The organism is Desulfovibrio sp. JC022 (assembly GCF_010470665.1).
Taxonomy (GTDB): Bacteria; Desulfobacterota; Desulfovibrionia; order Desulfovibrionales; family Desulfovibrionaceae; genus Maridesulfovibrio.
The window spans coordinates 1-21,884 of record NZ_VOPZ01000001.1; the positions used below are offsets into that span (position 1 = coordinate 1).

23 protein-coding genes are annotated in these 21,884 nt (G+C 50.7%); 2 read left to right on the top strand and 21 right to left on the bottom strand.

The features are described from left to right. Nucleotides 1–295 precede the first annotated feature (295 nt). The 20 genes from lon to FMS18_RS00100 form a co-directional block, all read right to left on the bottom strand. Nucleotides 296–2,815, bottom strand: a complete 2,520-nt coding sequence (gene lon, locus FMS18_RS00005) for an endopeptidase La (protein WP_163291696.1) — start codon at nt 2,813–2,815, stop codon at nt 296–298. A 145-nt stretch (nt 2,816–2,960) separates the two neighbouring features. Then, complete coding sequence (locus FMS18_RS00010) at nt 2,961–3,233, bottom strand: acylphosphatase (protein WP_163291697.1); 273 nt, start codon at nt 3,231–3,233, stop codon at nt 2,961–2,963. A gap of 27 nt (nt 3,234–3,260) precedes the next feature. Continuing rightward, nucleotides 3,261–3,938, bottom strand: coding sequence for a DNA repair protein RadC (gene radC, locus FMS18_RS00015; protein ID WP_163291698.1), 678 nt, complete (start codon nt 3,936–3,938; stop codon nt 3,261–3,263). Between the two features lie 224 nt (nt 3,939–4,162). Next, nucleotides 4,163–5,143, bottom strand: coding sequence for a DNA polymerase III subunit delta (gene holA / locus FMS18_RS00020; RefSeq protein ID WP_163291699.1), 981 nt, complete (start codon nt 5,141–5,143; stop codon nt 4,163–4,165). Further along, nucleotides 5,143–5,640, bottom strand: a complete 498-nt coding sequence (gene lptE / locus FMS18_RS00025; RefSeq protein WP_203544487.1) for an LPS assembly lipoprotein LptE — start codon at nt 5,638–5,640, stop codon at nt 5,143–5,145. Before lptE ends, holA begins: the two co-directional genes overlap by 1 nt. Nucleotides 5,641–5,804: 164 nt before the next feature. Then, entirely contained in the window at nt 5,805–8,300 is a 2,496-nt protein-coding gene (leuS, locus tag FMS18_RS00030) for a leucine--tRNA ligase (RefSeq protein WP_163291701.1), read from the bottom strand. 253 nt (nt 8,301–8,553) lie between these two features. After that, the gene (gene nusB / locus FMS18_RS00035) at nt 8,554–9,021 is read right to left on the bottom strand and encodes a transcription antitermination factor NusB (protein WP_163291702.1); all 468 of its coding nucleotides are present in this window, start codon (nt 9,019–9,021) and stop codon (nt 8,554–8,556) included. Nucleotides 9,022–9,211: 190 nt separating this feature from the next. After that, nucleotides 9,212–9,682 (bottom strand): 6,7-dimethyl-8-ribityllumazine synthase, encoded by a 471-nt coding sequence (gene ribE, locus FMS18_RS00040; protein ID WP_163291703.1) that lies wholly within the window; start codon nt 9,680–9,682, stop codon nt 9,212–9,214. A 14-nt stretch (nt 9,683–9,696) separates the two neighbouring features. Next, a complete protein-coding gene (locus tag FMS18_RS00045) occupies nt 9,697–10,914 on the bottom strand; it encodes a bifunctional 3,4-dihydroxy-2-butanone-4-phosphate synthase/GTP cyclohydrolase II (protein WP_163291704.1) in 1,218 nt (405 codons plus the stop codon). 136 nt (nt 10,915–11,050) lie between these two features. Then, nucleotides 11,051–11,707, bottom strand: coding sequence for a riboflavin synthase (locus FMS18_RS00050; protein ID WP_163291705.1), 657 nt, complete (start codon nt 11,705–11,707; stop codon nt 11,051–11,053). Between the two features lie 3 nt (nt 11,708–11,710). Next, nucleotides 11,711–12,844, bottom strand: a complete 1,134-nt coding sequence (gene ribD / locus FMS18_RS00055; RefSeq protein ID WP_163291706.1) for a bifunctional diaminohydroxyphosphoribosylaminopyrimidine deaminase/5-amino-6-(5-phosphoribosylamino)uracil reductase RibD — start codon at nt 12,842–12,844, stop codon at nt 11,711–11,713. Further along, entirely contained in the window at nt 12,828–13,283 is a 456-nt protein-coding gene (locus tag FMS18_RS00060; RefSeq protein ID WP_163291707.1) for a cytidine/deoxycytidylate deaminase family protein, read from the bottom strand. Before FMS18_RS00060 ends, ribD begins: the two co-directional genes overlap by 17 nt. Nucleotides 13,284–13,473: 190 nt before the next feature. Beyond that, complete coding sequence (glyA, locus tag FMS18_RS00065) at nt 13,474–14,712, bottom strand: serine hydroxymethyltransferase (RefSeq protein ID WP_163291708.1); 1,239 nt, start codon at nt 14,710–14,712, stop codon at nt 13,474–13,476. A gap of 70 nt (nt 14,713–14,782) precedes the next feature. After that, nucleotides 14,783–16,021, bottom strand: coding sequence for a beta-ketoacyl-ACP synthase II (gene fabF, locus FMS18_RS00070; protein WP_163291709.1), 1,239 nt, complete (start codon nt 16,019–16,021; stop codon nt 14,783–14,785). Between the two features lie 120 nt (nt 16,022–16,141). Beyond that, nucleotides 16,142–16,372: an acyl carrier protein gene (locus FMS18_RS00075; RefSeq protein ID WP_163291710.1), complete on the bottom strand. Its 231-nt coding sequence runs from the start codon at nt 16,370–16,372 to the stop codon at nt 16,142–16,144. Between the two features lie 34 nt (nt 16,373–16,406). Then, nucleotides 16,407–17,150, bottom strand: a complete 744-nt coding sequence (fabG, locus tag FMS18_RS00080; RefSeq protein WP_163291711.1) for a 3-oxoacyl-[acyl-carrier-protein] reductase — start codon at nt 17,148–17,150, stop codon at nt 16,407–16,409. 187 nt (nt 17,151–17,337) lie between these two features. Then, nucleotides 17,338–18,324: a beta-ketoacyl-ACP synthase III gene (locus FMS18_RS00085; protein WP_163291712.1), complete on the bottom strand. Its 987-nt coding sequence runs from the start codon at nt 18,322–18,324 to the stop codon at nt 17,338–17,340. Between the two features lie 161 nt (nt 18,325–18,485). Further along, nucleotides 18,486–19,511 (bottom strand): phosphate acyltransferase PlsX, encoded by a 1,026-nt coding sequence (gene plsX / locus FMS18_RS00090; RefSeq protein WP_163291713.1) that lies wholly within the window; start codon nt 19,509–19,511, stop codon nt 18,486–18,488. Then, nucleotides 19,504–19,683, bottom strand: coding sequence for a 50S ribosomal protein L32 (gene rpmF / locus FMS18_RS00095; RefSeq protein ID WP_163291714.1), 180 nt, complete (start codon nt 19,681–19,683; stop codon nt 19,504–19,506). Before rpmF ends, plsX begins: the two co-directional genes overlap by 8 nt. A 51-nt stretch (nt 19,684–19,734) precedes the next feature. After that, nucleotides 19,735–20,253, bottom strand: a complete 519-nt coding sequence (locus FMS18_RS00100) for a DUF177 domain-containing protein (RefSeq protein ID WP_163291715.1) — start codon at nt 20,251–20,253, stop codon at nt 19,735–19,737. A gap of 183 nt (nt 20,254–20,436) precedes the next feature. Between FMS18_RS00100 and rpmB the strand changes: the two genes are divergently transcribed. After that, the gene (rpmB, locus tag FMS18_RS00105) at nt 20,437–20,649 is read left to right on the top strand and encodes a 50S ribosomal protein L28 (protein WP_136673582.1); all 213 of its coding nucleotides are present in this window, start codon (nt 20,437–20,439) and stop codon (nt 20,647–20,649) included. 84 nt (nt 20,650–20,733) lie between these two features. Here rpmB and FMS18_RS00110 read toward each other — a convergent pair whose 3' ends face one another. Then, nucleotides 20,734–21,096 carry an STAS/SEC14 domain-containing protein gene (locus tag FMS18_RS00110; RefSeq protein WP_163291716.1) on the bottom strand — a complete coding sequence of 121 codons (363 nt, stop codon included), beginning with the start codon at nt 21,094–21,096 and terminating at the stop codon, nt 20,734–20,736. 224 nt (nt 21,097–21,320) lie between these two features. Between FMS18_RS00110 and FMS18_RS00115 the strand changes: the two genes are divergently transcribed. After that, nucleotides 21,321–21,857: an HPP family protein gene (locus FMS18_RS00115; protein ID WP_163291717.1), complete on the top strand. Its 537-nt coding sequence runs from the start codon at nt 21,321–21,323 to the stop codon at nt 21,855–21,857. Nucleotides 21,858–21,884: the final 27 nt, after the last annotated feature.

Sequence of the window (21,884 nt, forward strand, 5' to 3'; positions counted from 1 at the left end):
ATTGTCGATCTGCATCTCGGCTGGCTCGTTTTCTCCGTAAAGCACCAGTCCGGTTGTGAGTTCTTTTCGGGACCTGCGTTCCATCCGGTAATCAGAAAAGTTCATTATTTGCTACCTGTGTTAAAGTTGCGGAAGTATGCCCTGAACTTCTATTATTCAAAGCAATCCTTTTCCCATTCACTTTAAAGGTATCGAGCTGGGCGGACCTGAATCAGGTAAATCAGGTCCGGGTTGAGAAAAAAAAATCCCCGCAAGCGATAACACTTGCGGGGATTGGAGTTTTTTATTGACCGACTTACTTAGTCTTGGCAATGGGCCAGACTTCATCGATACGTTCGATGGGAGTAATTTCTATTTTTGCCAGAAGTTCATCGGGAATATCTTCGAGATCCTTCTGGTTCTGGGAGGGGATAAGTACCCGTTTCATTCCCAGAGATACGGCAGCGAGGATCTTTTCCTTGATGCCGCCAACCGGAAGGACACGGCCGCGCAGGGAGATTTCCCCGGTCATGGCCAGTTCCGGGTCCGCCGGGGTTCCGGTCAGAGCGGAAACAAGGGCGGTGACCAAGGTTACGCCGGCAGACGGACCGTCTTTGGGAGTGGCCCCGTCGGGAACGTGGATGTGCAGATCCTGCTCTTCGTGGAACTTGGAGCTGATGCCGTATTCATCCGCATGGCGGCGGGCAAAAGATACCGCAGCCTGTGCGGATTCCTTCATCACATCGCCGAGTTGCCCGGTCAGCAGCTGCTTGCCCTTACCGGGCATGGCTGAGACTTCGACGTGCAGCACTGTGCCGCCGACAGGAGTCCAGGCAAGGCCCAGCGCTACACCTGCGGGGAGTTCATTTTCCTTTTCATCTTCAAGATGCTTGGGAATACCGAGATATTTATGCAGGTTGTCAGCGGTCACTTCAAAGGGGGCTTTCTCGCCTTCTGCCTTTTTACGGGCCAGTTTGCGGCATACGGAACCTACTTCGCGTTCAAGGTTACGCAGGCCGGCTTCGCGGGTGTATTCCTTGATGATTTTGCCGATGATATCATCAGCCATGATCATTTCGTCTTCCTTGAGACCGTTTTCCGTGCACTGGCGTCCGAGGATGTAACGCTTGGCAATATTGATTTTGTCGTATTCAGTGTAGCCGGGAATGCGGATTACTTCCATGCGGTCCAGCAGGGGACGGGGGATGGAATCCAGCACGTTGGCGGTGCAGATGAACATGACCTTGGAAAGATCGTAAGGCACGTTCAGGTAATGGTCGGTGAAAGAGTTGTTCTGTTCCGGGTCCAGTACTTCCAGCAGTGCTGAAGATGGGTCGCCGCGGAAATCAGAACCTAGCTTGTCGATTTCATCAAGCATGATTACCGGGTTGCGGGTTCCGCACTGCTTGAGGCCCTGAATGATACGTCCGGGCATGGAGCCGATGTAGGTGCGGCGGTGACCGCGAATCTCAGCTTCATCACGCATTCCGCCAAGGGACATGCGGTGGAATTTGCGTTTAAGACTGCGCGCGATGGAGCGGCCCAGCGAAGTTTTACCGACGCCCGGAGGGCCCACAAAGCAGAGAATAGGGCCTTTCATGGACGGGTTCAGTTTGCGTACACTTAAATATTCAAGGATGCGTTCCTTGACCTTTTCAAGATCGTAATGGTCTTCATCAAGGATTTTCTTGGCATCAATGATATCGAGACGGTCGCGAGATTGTTTGGACCACGGAATCTCGATCATCCAGTCAAGATAGGTGCGGATGACGGTTGCTTCGGATGCTTCGGGGTGCATGGCTTCAAGGCGGCGGAGCTGTTTCTCCGCTTCCTTGCGCACGTCCTTGGGCATCTTGGCTTTAGCGATGGCTGTGCGGATTTCTTCTGCTTCTTCTGCTTCATCCGTGGATTCACCAAGTTCTTTCTTGATGGCCTTAAGCTGCTCGCGCAGATAGAAATCTTTCTGGGCCTTGTCCATTCCTTCTTTGGCCATGGACTGGATCTTGTTCTGCATGGAAGCAACTTCCACTTCCTGCGTGAGCTGGGTGTTGACCAGAGTCAACCGTTCAACAGGTTCCCCGCATTCAAGGATGGACTGGGCAACATCAACTTTCATGCGCAGGTTTGAGGCGATGAGGTCGGCAAGTCGGCCCGGTTCATCAACACTGTTGAGCACGCTCATGATATCAGCAGAGGAGATTCCGCGCAGGGTGAGAATCTTTTCGCTCTGCTCACGGGAGGAGCGGACCAGTGCTTCCTGAGTGGCATCCAGATCCCCGGATTCAGCTTCGGGGATGGCTTCGATTTCAGCGATATGGAAAGGCTCGGAGCCGATGAATCTTTTGATTCTGGCGCGGGAGACACCCTGCACCAATACTTTTAAACGACCATCAGGCATTTTGAGCATGCGCATGATCATGCACACTGTCCCGGTCAGATAGAGGTCTTCGTGTTCCGGATTTTCGACGCTTTCATCTTTTTGGGTCACGACCATGACGTAGCGGTTGCTGGTCATGGCTGCTTCCACTGCATTGACGGATTTTTCGCGGCCCACAAAAAGCGGAAGAATCATATAATTGAAGACAACAATGTCCCGCACTGCCAGCACCGGAAGGGTGGTGGGAATGTCGATATGGGCATCATCGGGAATGCTGCCCGCGTCATCCAGCAGGTCAGCTGCATCGTGGAGCACGTTCAGCGGAGAAACCGGGGGTTTGTTAAGTCCCTGATCATTGCCTGCATCGGACTCAGGCTCCAGGTGCGCTTTTTTTTGAACTTCCGCTTTATCTTTTTTGTTCAGCTTAAGCGGTTTGATAGGTGATTTTTTTTTCTTCAACGCAAAATCCTTTAGTTCAGAAGTGGTTGTCTTTATCTATTAAAAAAGCATTAAATATCCGGCTCCATACCGCTCAGGCCGGAGCCGGATAGCTTGTCAGTCAGTTTTACCAAAATAAATAAGAATTTATTTTGGGTAGCTTACACTAGCGGATTTCAAATCCCTTATGCTCGGTATCGTAATCCATCCATTCGCATTTCACATCGGAAACCTGCGAAAGCGGAGGACCGACCAGCAGCCGGGTTCTCATTTCAGCGACTTTTGCTTCATCGCCTTGCAGCAGCACTTCAATCTTGCCTTCATCAAGGTTGCGCACCCAACCGCTCAGGTTCAGCGCGACAGCCTGATCATTAACCCAGGCCCGGAAGAATACTCCCTGCACCTTACCGGTAACAACACAATGATAGCTTCTGATCATAGGACCCTCCTTTCAAGTTGAGGTGAACTACAAATATCCTGCTTCCTTGAAGCTGTGGAACCTGTCCGCGGTCACGATAACGTGATCCAGCAGACGTATTTCCATGTCCTGACATAGAGCGGCTATTTCCATAGTTCTCTCCGTGTCTTCAGGAGATGGAGACGGGTCCCCGCCGGGATGGTTGTGAGTCAGAATCACTCCGCTGGCATTGTGGCGCAGGGCCAGTGCCACAACCTCGCGCGGATATACTGCGGTCTTATCCACAGTGCCTTCTGACAGCCTCTCCCAGCATATCACTTTGTTCCGGTTATTGACCAGTGCAATCCAAAATTCTTCCTTGGACAAATTGCCGATCCGGGCCATAGCCGCTTTGCGGACAGCCTCAGCCGAAGAAAGTGTTTCCGTATTCTTCATGGGTTCTTCGGCAATTCTGGTCCAAAATTCACGCATAAGCGTAAAAAATATCAAAACCCCCGGCCCGATCCCTTTAAACTTTTTGAGTTGTTCTTCGGGGGCCCTGAAAACCCCGCCAAGAGAACCGAACTCAGTCAGGAGTTCCTTGGCAATGGGTTTGGTATCACGCCTTGGCAGCACCTGCCCGAGGAGCAGCTCCAGTATTTCATAGTCGGCAAGTCCGGCCGGATTTTTTCCAAGCCTTTCTTTAAGCCGCTGGCGGTGACCGTGGTAATGAGGTTTATCCTTCATAATAAATAGTAAGTATGCTTTGGCAAGTAGTACAGTTAAAACCCGGTCCTGATTCAGATAAAAAGCTGAGATCTTTAGCGGGATGATTTTTATGATGAATAAACCGGATGTATGTGCAAAGCAACCTGTTTAACATGTGAAATGGTGTAAAACAGGCAAAAAAACACAAAAAGAATGTAAAAAGATGGTTTTTACACTTGATTTGAGTGACGTTTAAATTTGAATCAGCGTCTGCGTTGCGGGGGAGCAAAAAGGGAAGTGAGTGAGGCCACCAGCAGTTCAAGAGCCTGTTCGGGTTTGCGCTGTCCGGTTTTGATGCCGATTTCAGCTTCCATGACAATGTCAAAAAGTCTGGCAATACGGGCCGGACCTAAGCGTTGGGCAAGGCCCTGCTTCTGTTTCTTGACGAAAGGCGGCAAGCGGACTTCTGAATCTTCACCATGGACCATCATCCACAAGGCTCTGGCCTCACGGGTCAGGGATGCGGTGAGCATGAAGATCATGGAGTCTTTTTCGCTATGGTTAGTTAATACTCTACGCCATATCTCAACTGGATCGCCGCCTTCAGACATGGAGCGCATGAAGGCAAAGAAATCCATCTCTTCAGAATGGGCGATGAGTGCGATGTGCTCCATGAGAATCTTTCGATCCGGCCCGGCTGCGAGATCCAGCTTATCCAGTTCCAGTCTTGCGGCGCGGGCATCTTTGGGCAGGGCCTGCGAAAGGGCGTTCAAAACCGGGCTGTCAATGTGCAGATCATTGCTTCTGGCCCATTTACCCACAAATCCGGAAATTGATTTTTGGTCAAGACCGGCGGATTTCCAGAACCATTTTTGCTTGTCAGCGAATTTCCAGCATTGGCGTTTTTTGAGTACTGCCGGAACAGGCGGGGTTTTGCTTTTCCATTGCCCTTCAAGGCAGATAAAAAGAAATGACGAATCTGAAAGAGAAGCTACTGTCTTGTCGATATTCTTCCAGACCGCAACTTTGAGCTTGTGGGCGCGGCGCAGGATGACAACTTTGCTGGATCCGAAAAGAGTTTGCAAAGTCAGGTCGTCCCAGAATTGCTGGGGCAGGTCTTCGTCCGCCCAGTATACTTTTTTCTCGTAATCTGTAGCCCCGTGCTTTTCCTGAAGCTCGTTAATGCTGGCGTGCAGCAGTTCTGCATCGGGGCAGATGAGAAACATGTATCCGGGTCTGGACATTAGTATGCCTGATTCATGCGGTCTACGAGACGGCGGACCATGAGCTTGGTGATCAGCTGTTGGGTGGCATCTTCCTGACCTACATAGTAGGATTCAGTCACTTCAAGGGGGCCGGAATTCCAGATCAGGGAACCGTCAGCTGCGCTGGTGACTTTCATCTGAAGCTTGAGGGTCATGTCGTATTTCAGGGTAACATCCTGATCACCGAGGATGCGGCTGCCGTCAGAAAGTTCCAGAATTCTGATATTGAAAAGTGCTTCTGCTTTGGATTTGTCAGTCCAGACCAATTGGCCGCGACGGGTAATTTCATCACGCATCATGGAACGAATCTTAGGCTCAAGCCAGCGTTCAAGAGTGGGGTTTTCCACCTTGGCAATGGCTACTTCGCGGAATTGTTTACCGACCCGGTTAGGTTCGGTTTCAGAGTTATGGTAGCCGCAGGCAGAGACAGCAAAAACAATACACAGCAGCAGGATCAGCTTTTTAACATAATTCATAACAACCACAGCTCTAACTCCTTGTTTTTGCCTGAAGGTGAGTAGCACGCCTGCACATACGAAGCGGCGAAGCCATAATAAAAGGTTTTGAAAAGGATGGGGTCTGGGGAAGGAAAAACTTTTGCAAAAGTTTTTCCTTCCCCAGCCGCCGGAGGCAAGCGAACCTAGTTCGCCACAATATTAATCAACTTGCCGGGAACAACGATAACCTTGCGGATGGTCTTGCCATCGGTGTGCTTGGTCACGTTTTCGTGGGCAAGTGCTGTTTTTTCAATTTCTTCCTTGGAAGCGGCAGCGGGCACGGAAAGTTTACCGCGCATTTTGCCGTTCACCTGAATGATGATCAGGATTTCATCAGTTACCAGTGCATCTTCGTCATGCTCGGGCCATGCTACTTCGGCAATGTAGCCTTCGTAACCCATGGTTGCCCAGAGTTCCTCACAGAGGTGCGGGGCAATGGGAGCAAGTACGGTCAGCACGGTGCTGTATGCGGAAGAGAGCGCGAAACGTCCATCTTCGCTTTCCATGAGCTTGTCTTTGAGAGAGTAAATCTCGTTGACCAGTTCCATGGAGGCAGCAATGACAGTGTTGAACTGGAATTTATTTTCCATGTCACGGCTGGCGCGCTTGACGGTCTCGTGTTCTTTGAGACGCAGCTTCTTTGCATCAGAAGAGAGATCCATGCAAGGCTTGGCACATGCGCCTGTTGCACTGAGCTTACCTTCAAATTCTTCCGCCAGTCTCCAGATCCTGTTCAGGAAGCGATGCGCTCCTTCCAGACCCTGATCAGACCATTCGAGGTCTTTTTCAGGCGGGGAGGCAAAGAGGATGAACAGTCTGGTGGCGTCCGCACCATACTTATTGATCATTGCATTGGGGTCGACCACATTGCCCTTGGATTTGGACATCTTGGCACCGTCTTTGAGGACCATGCCCTGAGTGAGCAGATTCTTGAACGGTTCGCTGAGCTTGGTGTAACCCTCGTCGCGCAACATCTTGGTGAAGAATCTTGCGTAGAGCAGGTGCAGAATGGCGTGTTCGATTCCGCCGATGTACTGGTCAACCGGGGACCAGTATTCAAGGGAGTTGCTGTCAAAAGGAGCATCAGCCTTGCGGGAATCGGTATAGCGCATGAAGTACCATGAGGATTCCACAAAGGTATCCATGGTATCGGTTTCGCGGGTGGCCATCTTGCCGCACTTGGGGCAGGTGACTTTGTGGAAACTTTCCATATCCGGAAGCGGAGAGCGTCCGTCCTCGTTCATGACTGCATCTTCGGGCAGTACAACGGGCAAGTCCTGTTCGGGAACAGGCACGATTCCGCAATCGTCGCAGTAGATTACCGGAATGGGGGAACCCCAGAAACGCTGACGGGAAATGTTCCAGTCACGCAGACGATAGTTGATGGACTTTTTGCCCTTGCCGGATTCGCCTAAGAAATCAACGATTGCGCCTTTGGCATCTTCGTTGGGCATGTTATCAAAATCGCCGGAATTGGTCAGTACGCCGGGAGCGGAGTACGCTTCTTCCATTTCTTCCAGTTTGAGGGTTTCACCTTCAGGCTGGATAACCACCTGCATGGGCAGGTCGTATTTCTTGGCGAATTCAAAGTCGCGTTGGTCATGTGCGGGAACAGCCATTACTGCGCCGGTACCGTAGCCCATGAGTACGAAGTTTGCCACGTAAATGGGCATCTTCTGACCGTTAAGCGGGTTGATGCAGTAGGCACCGGTGAAAACACCTTCTTTCTCAAGGTCATCCGCTCCGCGCACAATGCGGTCCATGTTGGAAACTTTGGTCACGAATTCGCGAACCTTGTCAGCTTCAGGCTTGCCTTCGATGAGCTTTTCCACCATGGGATGCTCGGCAGCAAGAGACATGAAAGTTGCACCGAAAAGGGTGTCCGGGCGGGTGGTAAAAACACTGATGGATTCATCGGAATTCTCAACTTCGAAATCAAGTTCCGCACCGATTGATTTACCGATCCAGTTGCGCTGCATGGTGATAACGCGCTCAGGCCAGCCGCCTTCAAGCCCGCTTAAGCTTTCAAGCAGTTCTTCGGCGTAATCGGTGATGCGCAGGAACCACTGGGAAAGTTCTTTCTGTTCCACCTGAGTGTCACAACGCCAGCACAGGCCGTCTTCAACCTGTTCGTTAGCCAGCACGGTATGGCAGGTTTCACACCAGTTAACCGGGGATTTCTTACGGTAAACCAGACCCTTTTCAAGGAATTTAAGGAAAAACTGCTGTTCCCACTTGTAGTAGCCGGGATGGCAGGTCGCCAGTTCACGACGCCAGTCGTAGGAGTAACCCAGGCGCTTGAGCTGGGTACGCATGTCATCTATGTTTGCGTAGGTCCACTCAGCGGGGTGGGTGTTGTGTTTGATGGCCGCGTTTTCAGCAGGAAGGCCGAATGCGTCCCAACCCATGGGATGGAGCACGTTGAAACCCTTCATGCGTTTGTAACGGGCGACAACATCACCGATGGAGTAGTTGCGCACATGGCCCATGTGGATTTTCCCGGAAGGGTAGGGAAACATTTCCAGTACATAGTACTTAGGGCGGGACTCGTCGGCTTCCACATCGAAAGCACCCTTCTCGGTCCATTCCTTCTGCCACTTGTTTTCAATCAATTCCGGTTCGTATTTCCCAAAACCCATTTGAAAATCCTTATATTAGGGATTGCCTCCGGCGGCCTCGCAGGGCGTCCTGCCGGGGGCCTTAAACCCTTTTTCAAAAGGGTTTAAGAATCCCAAAACGTTTTAGTTATGCTTCGCATCGTTTTTGCTAACAGTCCGTTTGGATATACAAAACGGCGAAGCCCTATTAAAAAAGTTTGGTAGAGTCCAGAGACCCCTTTTCAAAGGGGTCTTTGGCCCCCGGAGGGACTCCCGGTAGGGCCGCCGGAGGCAATTAGAAATTCTTTTTCACTTGGAATTTGCCGGTGTCGATGTCACGGGCAACTGCGTCTAGAATTCCGTTGATGAAGTTACGGGAATTGCCGTCGCCGAATTTCTTGGCCAGTTCAATACCTTCGTTAATGCCCACCTTGAGCGGGATATCGGGCTTGTGCATCAGTTCGTATACCGCGAGTCTGAGGATCGCCAGTTCTACTTTTGCAATTCTTTCAATCTTCCAGTGCTTGGAGTATTTCCCGATAACTTCGTCTAGTTCTTCCTGTGAACTCCAGATTCCGAGCAGCAGTTCGCGGGCGTAAAGGATCAGATCCTCTTCGGTTTCCCTGAGAACAGCTGGGCTCTGGTTGTAAATACGTTCACAAGTCCATCCGCCGTGGGGAGGGACAAAACTCAGGCCGTAAAGTACCTGAAAAGCTAGTATGCGGCCTTTTCTGCGTAAACCTTTTGTCTGGGACATCTGCATCACTATCCTGCGGTTGCGGGCCATAGCTGGCTATAGTTATCGTGCAACGCAAGATACATCTAAATTGTTATTTAAACAACACAACAGGCATATGGTCTCCGAACAGCGGGACGGAGACCATATGCCTTCAAATTATGTTCAATAATTCTGGTTGTTTCCAGTGAAACAAGCCGGAATTTGTAAACTCTAGTTAAATCTGTTCCAGAACGCGTACAGTTTCCAGCATTGCGGAAGCTGCTTCAACGCCCTTGTTGCCTGCTTTGGAGCCGGCACGTTCAACTGCCTGATCAATGGTGTCGCAGGTCAGCAGACCGAAACCGATGGGCAGGTCGTTGTCCATGCTTACCTGGGCCACGCCTTTTGCGCACTCGTTGCAGACATAGTCAAAGTGGGGAGTCGCGCCGCGGATAACAGCACCGAGAACCACGATGCCGTCATATTTTCCGGATTCAGCGAGCTTCTTGGTTACCACGGGAATTTCAAAAGCACCGGGTACTTTGATCAGGGTCATGTTTTCCTTATCGCAGCCGTGGCGTGCGAGGTAATCAACCGCGCCGCCGACCAGTCTGTCAACGATGATATCGTTGAAACGTCCGGCTACGAATGCGATTTTCAGACCCTTGGAATCGAGCTGACCTTCAATGGTTTTGATATGAGGCATGGTGCTTCTCCCTTTTATTTTTTATCTTCAAGATGATCCAGCATGTGGCCCATCTTATCTTTTTTGGTTTTCAGGTAATCGAGGTTGGCTGCGCAGGCATCCATTTCAATGGCTACACGCTCAGTAACTTCAAGACCGTAACCTTCAAGACCGACAATCTTTTTGGGGTTGTTGGTCATGAGTTTCATTTTGGAAATTCCGAGCTGGACCAGAATCTGTGCGCCGGTGCCGTATTCACGAAGGTCGGCTTTGAAACCGAGTCTTTCGTTGGCTTCAACAGTGTCGCAGCCGAGATCCTGCAAGTGGTAGGCCTTGATCTTGTTGCCGAGGCCGATACCGCGTCCTTCCTGGCGCATGTAAAGCAGTACACCCTTACCTTCATTGCGGATCATGCACATTGCGGAAGCAAGCTGGTCGCCGCAGTCGCAACGCTGGGAGCCGAAAACGTCGCCGGTCAAACATTCGGAATGAACGCGGACCAGCACAGGCTCACCCGGTTCAATGTCGCCCATGATCAGGGCAATATGAGTGCGGTCATCTTCGCTGGAATGGAAAGCGGAAGCCTTGAAATCGCCCCAGCGGGTGGGCAGTTCAGCGTCAGCTTCGCGGGTTACGGTGTGGCTGCCGAATTTCATGCGATATTTGATCAGGTCTTCGGTGGAGCAGATCTTGAGGTCATGCTGCTTTGCGTATTCTTTGAGATCGGGAAGGCGGGCCATGGTGCCGTCGTCCTTCATGATTTCGCAGATTACGCCAGCGGGCTTGAGACCGGCAAGACGGGAAAGATCTACGCTGCCTTCAGTCTGTCCGGCGCGGACCAGAACACCGCCGTCTTTGGCGCGGAGCGGAAAAATATGACCGGGAGAGACAATGTCCTCGGCTTTGGACTCATCAGCTACAGCGGCAAGAATTGTTGTTGCGCGGTCAGCTGCTGAGATACCGGTGGTTACGCCTTCACGTGCTTCAATGGAAACTGTGAAGTTGGTACCGAACTGGGAGTCGTTGGACTGGGCCATAAGCGGGAGCTTAAGGTGGTCAACCATTTCACCGGACATGGCGAGGCAGATAAGCCCTCTGCCGTGAGTAGCCATGAAGTTAATGATTTCAGGGGTCACTTTTTCTGCGGCGCAGACAAGATCACCTTCATTTTCACGGTCTTCATCGTCGACCATGATGACCATTTTACCTTCGCGGAGGTCCTCAATTGCTTCTTCGATAGTGCAGAAAGGCATATTCGTTATCCTCATGCTCCGCCGGGCGGAGAGTTATTTAAAAAAAGCGCTGTCTGTTTTGACAAACAGGTCTGTCTTCATACATCAAAAAGCACAAAGGGTGAAATATGTTTTTTTGTTGTTTTATTTCAGGTGTTTAAAATCCGTTTTCACGCAGGAAATCCATTGTGAGCTTGCTTTCGGGCTTTTCTGTCGCTTTTTGTCCGGTCCATGGTGCGACCATGCGCTCAACATACTTTCCGATTACGTCAGTCTCGATGTTTACCGCATAACCCGGGGTCCACTGCGAGATGGTGGTCTCTTCCTGAGTCTCGGGAATGATGTTCACTTCAAGATAATCAGCACCGCAATCATTTACAGTTAGACTGATACCATCAAGTGCTACAGAGCCTTTGGGCACCACATATTTACCGTGCTCAATGGGAAATTTAATGCGGTAAATTTTTGATTCACCGGCAGGGCGTACAGATTCTACTGCGCCCAGACAGTCTACATGCCCGGAAACAATATGCCCGCCCAGACGGTCACCCATAGCCAGCGCGCGTTCATAGTTGACCATGGAACCGCGCTTAAGGTTGCCGAGGTTGGTCACTGACATGGATTCTTTACTGGCGTAGCAGGTAAACCAGCTGTCGCTGTAGGTTTCCACAGTGAGACAAACCCCGTTTATAGCGATGGATTCGCCTTTTTCGTAATCCTTGATCTTGGACGCACTTACCTTGAAGCGGGTTTCATTGCCCCGGTTCTCAGCATTTTCAATACGTCCTTTTCCCTGAATCAGTCCGGTGAACATCGGCTATTGTCCTTCGGGTTTGAAAACTATTTTTAAATCACGACCGCTTTGTTCCACGCGGCTGATGCGCAGGTCCGTGGCTTCACTGATAAGCACCTTTTCAGAGCCTGCGAAATTCGGCCTGCCTTGCACATTACCCAGAATGCGGGGTGCTTGATACATGACGAATTCATCCACCAGTCCCTGTTCAGCCAGTGAGCAGGCCAGCTTGCCTCCGCCTTCGCAGAGAGTGCGCAAAACACCATGTTTTTCGCGCAGTCTTGTGAAACCTTTCTCAAGTATAAGACCTTTTTCGCTGCTGGGAAGAGGTAGAACCTCAATTCCTTTACTTTTCAGTTCCGTGGCGGTCTTTGTAGCGGCCTGTTCTTCGCTGGTCCAGAAAATTGTTTCAGCGGCCCTGACTGTAGTCAGTGTGTAATTTTCATGATTTTGCGGCAGATTATTGGTAACCACCACAGCCTTGGGCTGTTTGAATCCCTCAGGCAGAGGCTTAAGTCTGCAATTGAGGCTGGGGTTATCTTCACGCAGGGTGTTGCCGCCAACAATCACCGCCCCGACCATGGAGCGTAGTTTCTGCACATCCTGAAAAGATTCAGGGCAGGAAACAGCTTCCTGCGCCCCGGTAGCCCCGGCAATTTTCCCATCGATTGTGCTGGCCAGCTTCAGGATGGAGTAAGCCCGGTCCTTGAACTGCCAACACAGGAAATCGGAAATCAGGTCTTTGCATTGCTCTTCCAACACACCCTGATCAACCTTTACGCCCTTGGATTCAAGGTATTCGATGCCCCCGGCAGCTTTGGGGTTGGGGTCGCGGGTGCCGACTACAATATGCGGGATTCCCGCCTCAAGGATGCCCTCGGTGCAGGGCGGAGTCTTGCCGTGATGGTTGCATGGTTCAAGAGTCACGAACATGGTGCATTTACTCATGTCCACGCCTTTAGCCTTTGCATCGGCAATGCATTCCCTTTCGGCGTGCAGTCCGCCGCAGAACTGATGATAGCCTTCAGCTACGATTTGCCCGTCACAAACCATTACCGCGCCAACTGTAGGGTTGGGGGCGGTGCGGCTTCGTCCGCGCATGGCAAGTTCCACTGCACGGGCCATAAACTCTTCTGCGGGGTTAGATGTCGAGTTCAAGAAGAGCAAATTTCACTCCGGCTTCTTTGAGCATCTGTTCGGAAAGTTCGTCCGGGTAGCTTTCGGAATAGTAGATGGCGCTTACTCCCGCATTGATCAGCATTTTTGTGCAGATCAAACAGGGCTGGGTGGTGCAGTAGATTTCCGCACCTTTCATGGATACGCCGTGTGTTGCGCACTGAATGATGACATTCTGCTCGGCATGCAGGCCGCGGCAGAGTTCGTGACGTTCACCGGAAGGGACACCCATTTTTTCGCGGATGCAGCCGACATCAGCGCAATGGGCGGTGCCGGAGGGCGGTCCGTTGTAACCGCTGGCAAGGATGCGTTTATCAAGCACTGCAACAGCACCGACTTTACGGCGGGTGCAGGTGGCGCGCTCTGCAACAAGGTGTGCGATGCGCATGAAGTAGTCCGGCCAAGGCATTCTGTTATCCATGGATTTGTTCCCTTCTTTGAAGCTGAGAAAACGGACCCGAATATTCGGGCCCGTTTTTTATTGATTTGATGCGCTTCGCGCTATGATGAAAGCATTTTGCCTCCGGCGGCTTAAACCCTTTAAAAAGGGTTTAAGAATCCCAAACTTTTTTAGTAGGGCTTCGCCGCTTTACTTGGCAAATATTGCGATCCTAGTATGCGAAGAGCGGGTAGTCTTTTGCGAATTCAGCTACTTCTTTGCTGATCTGGTTCAGTTTGGTGTCGTTGCCAACGGAATCGAGGGCGGCGGTGATCCAGCCTGCGACTTTTACCATTTCTTCTTCTTTCATTCCGCGAGTGGTCAGGGCCGGGGTACCGATACGTACGCCGGAAGTCACGAACGGGGAACGGGTTTCAAAAGGAATGGTGTTTTTGTTGACGGTGATACCTGCTTCATCAAGAGCAAATTCAGCGTCTTTACCGGTGATGTCCTTGTTGGTCAGGTCCAGCATCATCAGGTGGTTGTCAGTACCGCCGGATACGAGGTCGAAACCCGCGTCCATGAGGTTTTTAGCCAGAGCCTGTGCGTTGGCAACAACCTGCTTCTGGTATTCAACATAAGAAGGGCTGAGTGCTTCACCGAAAGCAACAGCTTTAGCAGCGATAACGTGCATGAGCGGGCCGCCCTGAATACCGGGGAAAATGTTGGAATTCAGTTTTTTGCTGTTTTCTTCGGTGGAAAGAATCATACCGCCGCGGGGACCGCGCAGGGTCTTGTGGGTGGTGGTAGTGGTGTAATGGGCGTGTTCAATGCAGGAGGGGTGTACGCCTGCTGCGATGAGACCTGCAATGTGGGCCATGTCCACCATGAGTACTGCGCCAACTTCATCAGCGATCTGGCGGAAGCGTGCGAAGTCGATTACACGGGGGTAAGCGGAAGCACCGGCAATGATCATCTTGGGTTTGCACTCTTTGGCAATCTCAAGAACATTGTCGTAGTTGATGGTCTTGGTCTCAGGATCAACACCGTAGAATTTGATGTCGAAGAGCTTGCCGGAAAAGTTGACCGGGGAACCGTGGGTCAGGTGACCGCCGTGGGAAAGGTCCATGCCGAGTACGGTGTCGCCGGGCTGGAGTGCCGCGAAGTAGACAGCCATGTTGGCCTGAGAACCGGAATGGGGCTGTACGTTTACGTATTCGCAGCCGAAAATTTCTTTTGCACGGTCACGGGCGAGGTCTTCTGCAAGGTCAACGAATTCGCAACCGCCGTAGTAACGCTTGCCGGGGTAACCTTCTGCGTACTTGTGGGTCATTACACTGCCCATGGCCTGACGGACCGCTGTGGAGGTAAAGTTCTCCGAAGCAATGAGTTCCAGCTTGGTCATCTGGCGGGTTACTTCCTGTCCAATCGCAGCCGCTACTGCCGGGTCTTTCATCATCAGTTCTTCCATGACAAGCTCCTGTTAAAATTTATTATTTGTTGCGGGGTAGCATGCTACCCCGCAACAAATATATTAATTCTTATTCTTCGAATTTTTTAAACAGCATGCAGCCGTTGGTTCCGCCGAAGCCGAACGAGTTGCTGAGTGCGTATTTGACCTGCTGTTCACGTTTACCGTCTTTGCAGTAATCGAGATCACAGTCGGGGTCAGCTTCAAACTGGTTTGCGGTTCCGGGGATGATTCCGGTTGCAAGTGTTTTAACAGCAAAAGCTGCTTCAACACCGCCCGCACCACCGAGGAGGTGGCCGATCTGGGATTTGCTGGCACTGATAGCAATGTTCTTCGCATGGTCACCGAAGACTTTATGAATAGCCTTGGTTTCACAGAAGTCATTAAGCTTGGTGGAGGTACCGTGTGCATTGATGTGATCAACTTCAGAAGGATCAATCTTTGCTTCACGGATGGCTGCGTTCATGGCTCGGGCCATGCCTGCGCCGTCTTCCGGCGGTGCGGTCATGTGGTAGGCATCGGAAGATGCGCCGAAACCAACGACTTCAGCCAGAATTTCAGCACCGCGTTTCTGGGCGTGCTCAAGAGATTCCAGCAGCAGCAGACCTGCGCCTTCACCCATGACAAAGCCGTCGCGTCCGGCGTCGAAAGGACGGGATGCGGTAGCAGGATCGTCATTGCGGGTGGAGAGGGCTTTCATGGCGGTGAATCCGGCAAAACCCAGCGGAGTGATGGTGGATTCGGCACCACCGCAGATCATTACATCGGCACGGCCGAGCATGATGTCGGTGTATGCTGCGCCGATGGCGTGGGTTCCGGATGCGCATGCTGTACACATACACAGGTTCGGGCCCTGCGCTTCGGCAAAGATGGAAACCTGTCCGGCTGCCATATTACCGATGATGATCGGGATGAAAAAAGGTGTGATTTTTTTTGGACCGGATTTTTCCAGTTTGGCGTGCTGCTTTTCAATGGTCTCAAGACCACCGAGGCCTACACCGATAACAACTCCGGCACGTTCACGGTCATCCCCTTCAAGCTTGAGTCCGGTGGACTCCATGAGCATCTGGTTGGCTGCCACAGCGAACTGTGTGAACCTTTCCATGCGTTTGGCCTGTTTGTGGGGGATGAATTCTTTGGGGTCAAAGTCTTTGACTTCACCTGCGATGCGAGCGGTGTATTCGCTGGCATCAAAGGCGGTAACTTCAGCAATACCGGACTTGCCTGCAAGCAGGTTGTCCCAGCTGGTATCCACATCGTTACCAAGGGGGGTGATGGCGGAAACGCCTGTTACTACTACCCTGTTCATATATTTAAACCTGTAAAATATGTTGGGGTTAATTTTTTTGGAGGGCCATACAAAAGGAGCGCCTTACGCCCGTGAGGAGCAATAAGGCGCTCTTTTAAAAACCCTGTAAAGCAATCAGTTCTACTGCTTGCTTTCAACGAATGCTACTGCATCCTTGACTTTGAGGATCTTCTGAGCTTCTTCGTCTTCGATTTCAACGTCGAACTCTTCTTCCATAGCCATGATGAGTTCGGTAAGGTCGAGAGAGTCAGCGCCGAGATCTTCAACAAAAGATGCTTCGTCTTTAATTTCGTCTTCGGATACGCCAAGCTGGTCTACGATAATTGCTTTTACTTTTTCAGCTGCGGACATAGTCCCCTCCAAATCATTATTTAGTGTTTCTTGATTACATGTACATCCCGCCGTTAACGGCGAGAGTCTGGCCTGTGATATAACCGGATTCGTCCTTGGCAAGGAAAGAAACCGCGTTCGCTATATCATCGGATGTGCCGAGTTTTTTCAGCGGTATGCTATCCGTCATCTGCGCCATGACTTTTTCAGGCAGTTCTGCGGTCATGTCAGTCTGGATGAATCCCGGTGTAATGGCATTCACTGTGACACCGCGCGGAGCAAGCTCAATGGCGCTGGCCTTGGTCAGCCCGAGAAGGCCGGCCTTGGCCGATGCGTAGTTGGCCTGTCCGGCATTACCGGCCTGTCCAACTACAGAGGAAATGTTGATGATTCTGCCGTAACGCTGCTTCATCATGATCTTTGCAGATTCACGCAGGCAGGTGAAAGCCCCGGTAAGGTTGATGTCCAGAACTTTGTCCCAGTCTTCATCCTTCAAGCGGACCAGAAGTCCGTCGCGGGTAATTCCGGCGTTGTTTACCAGAACGTCCAGCTTCACTTTACCTTTGATCTCTTCCTTGAAGAAAGAGGTCACAGCCTCACGGTCAGAAGAATCAAGTTTGAATGAGCGGGCCTTGCCGCCTGCTGCTTCAATTTCAGCGCAGACTTTATCAGCTCCGTCGGGGCGGCTTACGTAAGTAATGATTACTTCAAAGCCGTCATTGGCGAGCCTTTTGGCGCAGGCTTCTCCGATTCCTCTGGAACCGCCCGTTACAAGGGCGGTGCTTGGCAGTTCACTCATTTACTTCCCTCTATGTTAAATTAATCTAGTCCTGCGTCTCATAGCCTAAAGCGGCTTTGACTGCAAATTTAATCTAAATTAATTTGTTTAAACATACATGTGCGTTTGCACAATGTTGTTTTTCCCTTTTATACAGCGGTATTGGTAAAATTCTGTGAAAAACAGCAGGATTTTGCAAAACACCACATTAAAACTGGATCAGTGAAGATCCCCAGGTCAGGCCGCCACCGAAGGTTGCCAGCAGGACCAGATCACCGTCCTTGATAAAGCCGGATTCCTTTGCGTCGGCAAGTGCGATGGGAATGGATGCGGCGGAAGTGTTGCCGTATTTGTCCACGTTCGCAAAAACTTTTTCGCGGGGGATTTTCAACTTCTTACCCACGGCCTCAATGATGCGCATATTGGCCTGATGAGGCAGCAGCACGTCCACATCTTCAGTAGTGAGTCCCTGTTTTTCAAGAATCTCATTGGAGATGGAGGTCATGGAGCGGACTGCGTGCTTGTAAATTTCGCGTCCCTGCATTTCTACGAAGTTCTCGGCACCTACGGTATCGCCCATTTTGTACGGATAGGCGGAACCTGCGCCCTTGATGGTCAGGTTCATGCCGGGGCCGCCGTTAGCGCGTACGAGGGTATCGAGTACTTTTCCGGGTTCACCGTCTGTTCCGGCAGTCATGACTGCCGCGCCTGCACCGTCTCCGAAGAGCACGCAGGTGGAACGGTCTTCCCAGTTTACACGGCTGGTGACAACTTCAGCTCCGCAGACCAGAATTTTCGCAGTGGGATCGAGATTGATAAGTGCCCGGGCCACCTCTATAGCATAGACAAAACCAGAGCAGGCCGCGGAAAGGTCCATGGCTGCTATGTTTTTGATCCCCAGCCGCTCCATGAGCAGGCAGGATGTGGTGGGAACAGGCATATCGCCGGTGAAGGTGGCGATGATTACGTGGGTGAGTTCTTCCGCTTTCATGTCTGCGGCTTTGAGTGCTTTCAGAGAAGCCTCATAAGCAAGGTCCAGGCATGTTTCGTCTTCAACAACATGGCGTTGTTTGATTCCGGTGCGGGTGGTTATCCATTCATCGTTGGTATCAACGAATTTCTCAAGGTCACTATTGGTGTATAGTCGCTCAGGGACATGGAAACCAAGGCCCCTGATGTGCGAGAAAGTACTCATTACGCCATTCCTGTTTTAGGATGGAAAGGGAGCAGATATTCCGGATGATGCCTCAGTTGCCCGGGCCGTAGTGCCGGGATCCGCACTTTTTTGTTGCGTCCGTCAAATTTGCATTTGAGTTTTTTCTCAAAATAAAATTAATTTATTTTAAGGAGGATGCGCTACAATTTAGGTGCGGTGATTTCCTTATGGGCGGCGAGCCCTTCTTTCAAATGGGCTACAGCATCATTCTTGACAAAGGTGGCAGCCATTTCGATGGCTTTTTCCATTGCGCGGGAATCGGCTTTACCGTGGCAGACAAGGACAATTCCTTTCAATCCGAGAACCGGAGCTCCGCCGTACTCGGATTTATCTAACAGTCTGCTGAATCTTTTGAAAGCTTTCATTGCGAGCATTGCTCCCAGTTTGGAAACAATATCTCGTTTGAGTTCGCCCTTCAGCAGGCTTCCGAAACTGTGTGCCAGTCCTTCGGCCAATTTGAGTGCCACGTTGCCCACAAAACCGTCACAAACGGCAATATCAACATCCCCGGTAAAAATATCGCGACCTTCGATATTGCCGACAAAATTCAGGGAAGAATTTTTGAGCATATCGTAGGTGGTCTTTACCAGTGAGTTGCCTTTGCCTTCCTCTTCACCGATGGTCAGAAGACCTATGCGGGGTTTTTCGTAACCCAGCACGTCACGGGCCAGTACATCGGCCATGAGACCGAACTGGAAAAGGTGTTCTGGCTTGGAATCCACATTGGCTCCTACATCAAGCAGGACCATGGGTTTCTTTTCCGTGGGCAGAATTCCGGCCATACCCGGACGCAGGACGCCCTTGATCCGGCCGATGGTGAACATGCCGCAGGCAACAGTGGCGCCGGAATTACCGGCACTGACGACTCCGTCGGCCTTGCCTTCCTTAACCAGTCTGCATGCGACTTGAATTGATGAGTCCTTCTTCTTACGCATTGCGTCGGCAGGCTTGTCTTCCATTGTGACAACCTGAGAAGCATGGACAATATCAATAACACATGATCCGGTATCAAGCTTTTCAAGCTCGGACCGGATCATGTGCTCATCACCTACCAGCGTAATCGGGAGTCCCGTTTTAGCGGCACTTACCGCTGCCGGGACAATAACCGAAAGGCCGTAATCGCCACCCATGGCGTCTACGGCAATGCGGGGTATTATGTTAGGCATCTTCGGAATTGATTACCTGACGACCTTTATAGGTACCGCAAGAAGAGCAAGCTCTGTGAGGGATGATGGGTTCACCACACTCGCAGTATACTACGTTGGGGGTTGCTACGTGGTCGTGTGAACGACGCATGTTTCTGCGGGATTTGGATGTTTTCTTTTTCGGCTGTGCCATGACTATTCTCCTGAGAGTTATTTTTTAAAACCGGTCCATACAGACTGGAATTTAGTTCTTTATCTTAAGATTGCGGAAAACCGCAAGCCTTGGGTCTCCCTCTTCCTTCTCACATTCGCAGTCGCCTTTATTAAGGTCGGCTCCACACTTGGCGCACAAGCCTTTACAATTTTCATTGCAAAGTGGCTTGATGGGCAGTGCCATTGCGAAATGTTCCCAGAGGAGGGCACCGAGATCGAGTTTTAAGCCTTCTTTGGTCTTTACAACAGGAGATAATTCGTCATCCCCGTTTTCTGCGACCTGCTCATATTCCTCAAACTCGGTAGAAATTTGGTGCTTGAAGTCTGCCGTACATCTATCACATGCAAATGTTACGGACCCGGAGGTTCCTCCCCTGATCAAACAGCCTTTGTCCTGCGGAAGGATATAGACATTAGAGATCAGAGGTGCGCCTGCGGTGACGGCCACCTTATACTGTTTCCATTTGTCAGACCAGAAGTTCTGGTCCTCAAAAACGAAATTTTCTCCCTCTTCAGGGAGGTCATTTAATGTAATCCATAGTTCAGACATATTTTTCCTCGCGGAAGGGTTTCCTATATGAGTTTTTTTTCTTATGTCAAGGAAAAAGAGCTTGCATTTTCCAGAGCGAGCGTTTAAATGATACCTCTTTTGTTCGGGCAGAGCAATTTCCCTTGCGGATATTCGCGCTTTCCGGCAATCTAAAAAAAGTGATTACCATTAAGGAGGTACAACATGTCCCAGGTATGCGATATATGCGGTAAAGGTCCTCAGACTGGCAACAACGTTTCCCATGCTCACAACAAGTCCAAGAGACGTTTCATGCCTAACCTGCAGAAAGTCCGCACTCAGCTTCCCAGCGGTGAAGTAAAAAGCATTAAAGCTTGTACTCGCTGCATCCGCTCCGGTGCTGTTATCAAGCCCGTAGCAAACAAAAAAGTAAGCTAGTTCTTATTTTTATTTTTCGCACGACTCGTCGTGTAAAAAGCCCCGGTCATATTTGTTTATGGCTGGGGCTTTTTTTGCGCAATTTTATTCAGCTACCCATTTTAAGGCCGCATCAAGCTCTTCAGCAGAATAGGTTTTCACTTCGCCGCTGACCAATATCCCGGCCACTTTGGTTCCCCATTCCACCCATGACGGGCCGCCGACAACAGCAAGTTTTTCAAAATCGTTACGGTGGGCGAATCCGAATTTAGTATCTTCCCACATGGCTTTTAAGTCCCAGCCTTTGAAATTTTCATCCATGTAGAGCAGACATCTGCATTTGCCATATTCATCAATCGCCTTCTTCAGGGCCGGAATCCATATCTCAGTATAATCTTCGCCTGAAACCGTGCCTGTTGCAGTTACGGCCAGCATTGGGCCGCTGCTTTCTTTCATGATTGTGATCATCGCTTAGCTCCTGTGGTTTTTTGTCAAAAGAACCTGCATCCAATCTAACACATTCGGGCAGAAATTGAAGAAGCAATTCTTAAGACAAAAATTTTGATTTGCATCTGAGTGAGCAAAAACTGACTCAGGTCAAGGAAAGCTTTTTGAGCAGGAGTATTGATAATTCATTCGAGAGAGACAGTTGTTTTATGTCATTAAAATTGAACATGAACCGGAATTGGAAAATGAATTATCTTGATAAAATGAAAGGCGGGGGCCAGTGTCCGCCGCGAACCAGTTTGAGTGAAATTCTCTGGTCATGGCTGGGGGCGTTCTGCGGGATTCTGCCCGTGGCATTATTGAACTATAATATTTTTGCCGGGACTGATCTGGTTTTTATCATCGGCTCATTCGGTGCTTCCGCAGTGTTAATTTATGGAGCGGTGACCAGTCCTTTGGCTCAGCCCCGCAACCTTATGGGAGGTCATATCATTTCCGCCCTGATCGGGGTGGCCTGCTACAAAATGTTTCCGGATCAGCTCTGGTTGGCGGCCCCGCTGGCCGTGGCAACCGCAATCGCGGTCATGCATATAACCAAAACCCTGCATCCTCCGGGAGGGGCTTCCGCCTTGATCGCGGTGATCGGATCTCCCAAGCTGCACGCGCTGGGTTATTGGTATGCCGTGGTCCCGGTCGGAGTTAGCGCGTTTATTATGTTGATTGTTGCTGTGCTGGTGAATAATATGGCAAAGAATCGGCGGTATCCTGTTTTTTGGTATTAAATTAAAAAGCCCACAACATCATTATTA

Coding starts and splice junctions, on each gene's coding strand:
- FMS18_RS00060 (WP_163291707.1), bottom strand. CDS start 13,283: ATGGATAACAGAATGCCTTGGCCGGACTACTTCATGCGCATCGCACAC.
- nusB (WP_163291702.1), bottom strand. CDS start 9,021: ATGCAGATGTCCCAGACAAAAGGTTTACGCAGAAAAGGCCGCATACTA.
- rpmF (WP_163291714.1), bottom strand. CDS start 19,683: ATGGCACAGCCGAAAAAGAAAACATCCAAATCCCGCAGAAACATGCGT.
- FMS18_RS00110 (WP_163291716.1), bottom strand. CDS start 21,096: ATGATCACAATCATGAAAGAAAGCAGCGGCCCAATGCTGGCCGTAACT.
- glyA (WP_163291708.1), bottom strand. CDS start 14,712: ATGGAAGAACTGATGATGAAAGACCCGGCAGTAGCGGCTGCGATTGGA.
- FMS18_RS00085 (WP_163291712.1), bottom strand. CDS start 18,324: ATGAGTACTTTCTCGCACATCAGGGGCCTTGGTTTCCATGTCCCTGAG.
- lptE (WP_203544487.1), bottom strand. CDS start 5,640: ATGAATTATGTTAAAAAGCTGATCCTGCTGCTGTGTATTGTTTTTGCT.
- ribE (WP_163291703.1), bottom strand. CDS start 9,682: ATGCCTCATATCAAAACCATTGAAGGTCAGCTCGATTCCAAGGGTCTG.
- FMS18_RS00115 (WP_163291717.1), top strand. CDS start 21,321: ATGAATTATCTTGATAAAATGAAAGGCGGGGGCCAGTGTCCGCCGCGA.
- plsX (WP_163291713.1), bottom strand. CDS start 19,511: ATGCCTAACATAATACCCCGCATTGCCGTAGACGCCATGGGTGGCGAT.
- leuS (WP_163291701.1), bottom strand. CDS start 8,300: ATGGGTTTTGGGAAATACGAACCGGAATTGATTGAAAACAAGTGGCAG.
- FMS18_RS00100 (WP_163291715.1), bottom strand. CDS start 20,253: ATGTCTGAACTATGGATTACATTAAATGACCTCCCTGAAGAGGGAGAA.
- radC (WP_163291698.1), bottom strand. CDS start 3,938: ATGAAGGATAAACCTCATTACCACGGTCACCGCCAGCGGCTTAAAGAA.
- rpmB (WP_136673582.1), top strand. CDS start 20,437: ATGTCCCAGGTATGCGATATATGCGGTAAAGGTCCTCAGACTGGCAAC.
- FMS18_RS00050 (WP_163291705.1), bottom strand. CDS start 11,707: ATGTTCACCGGACTGATTCAGGGAAAAGGACGTATTGAAAATGCTGAG.
- FMS18_RS00075 (WP_163291710.1), bottom strand. CDS start 16,372: ATGTCCGCAGCTGAAAAAGTAAAAGCAATTATCGTAGACCAGCTTGGC.
- fabF (WP_163291709.1), bottom strand. CDS start 16,021: ATGAACAGGGTAGTAGTAACAGGCGTTTCCGCCATCACCCCCCTTGGT.
- fabG (WP_163291711.1), bottom strand. CDS start 17,150: ATGAGTGAACTGCCAAGCACCGCCCTTGTAACGGGCGGTTCCAGAGGA.
- FMS18_RS00045 (WP_163291704.1), bottom strand. CDS start 10,914: ATGCCTTTCTGCACTATCGAAGAAGCAATTGAGGACCTCCGCGAAGGT.
- holA (WP_163291699.1), bottom strand. CDS start 5,143: ATGTCCAGACCCGGATACATGTTTCTCATCTGCCCCGATGCAGAACTG.
- FMS18_RS00010 (WP_163291697.1), bottom strand. CDS start 3,233: ATGATCAGAAGCTATCATTGTGTTGTTACCGGTAAGGTGCAGGGAGTA.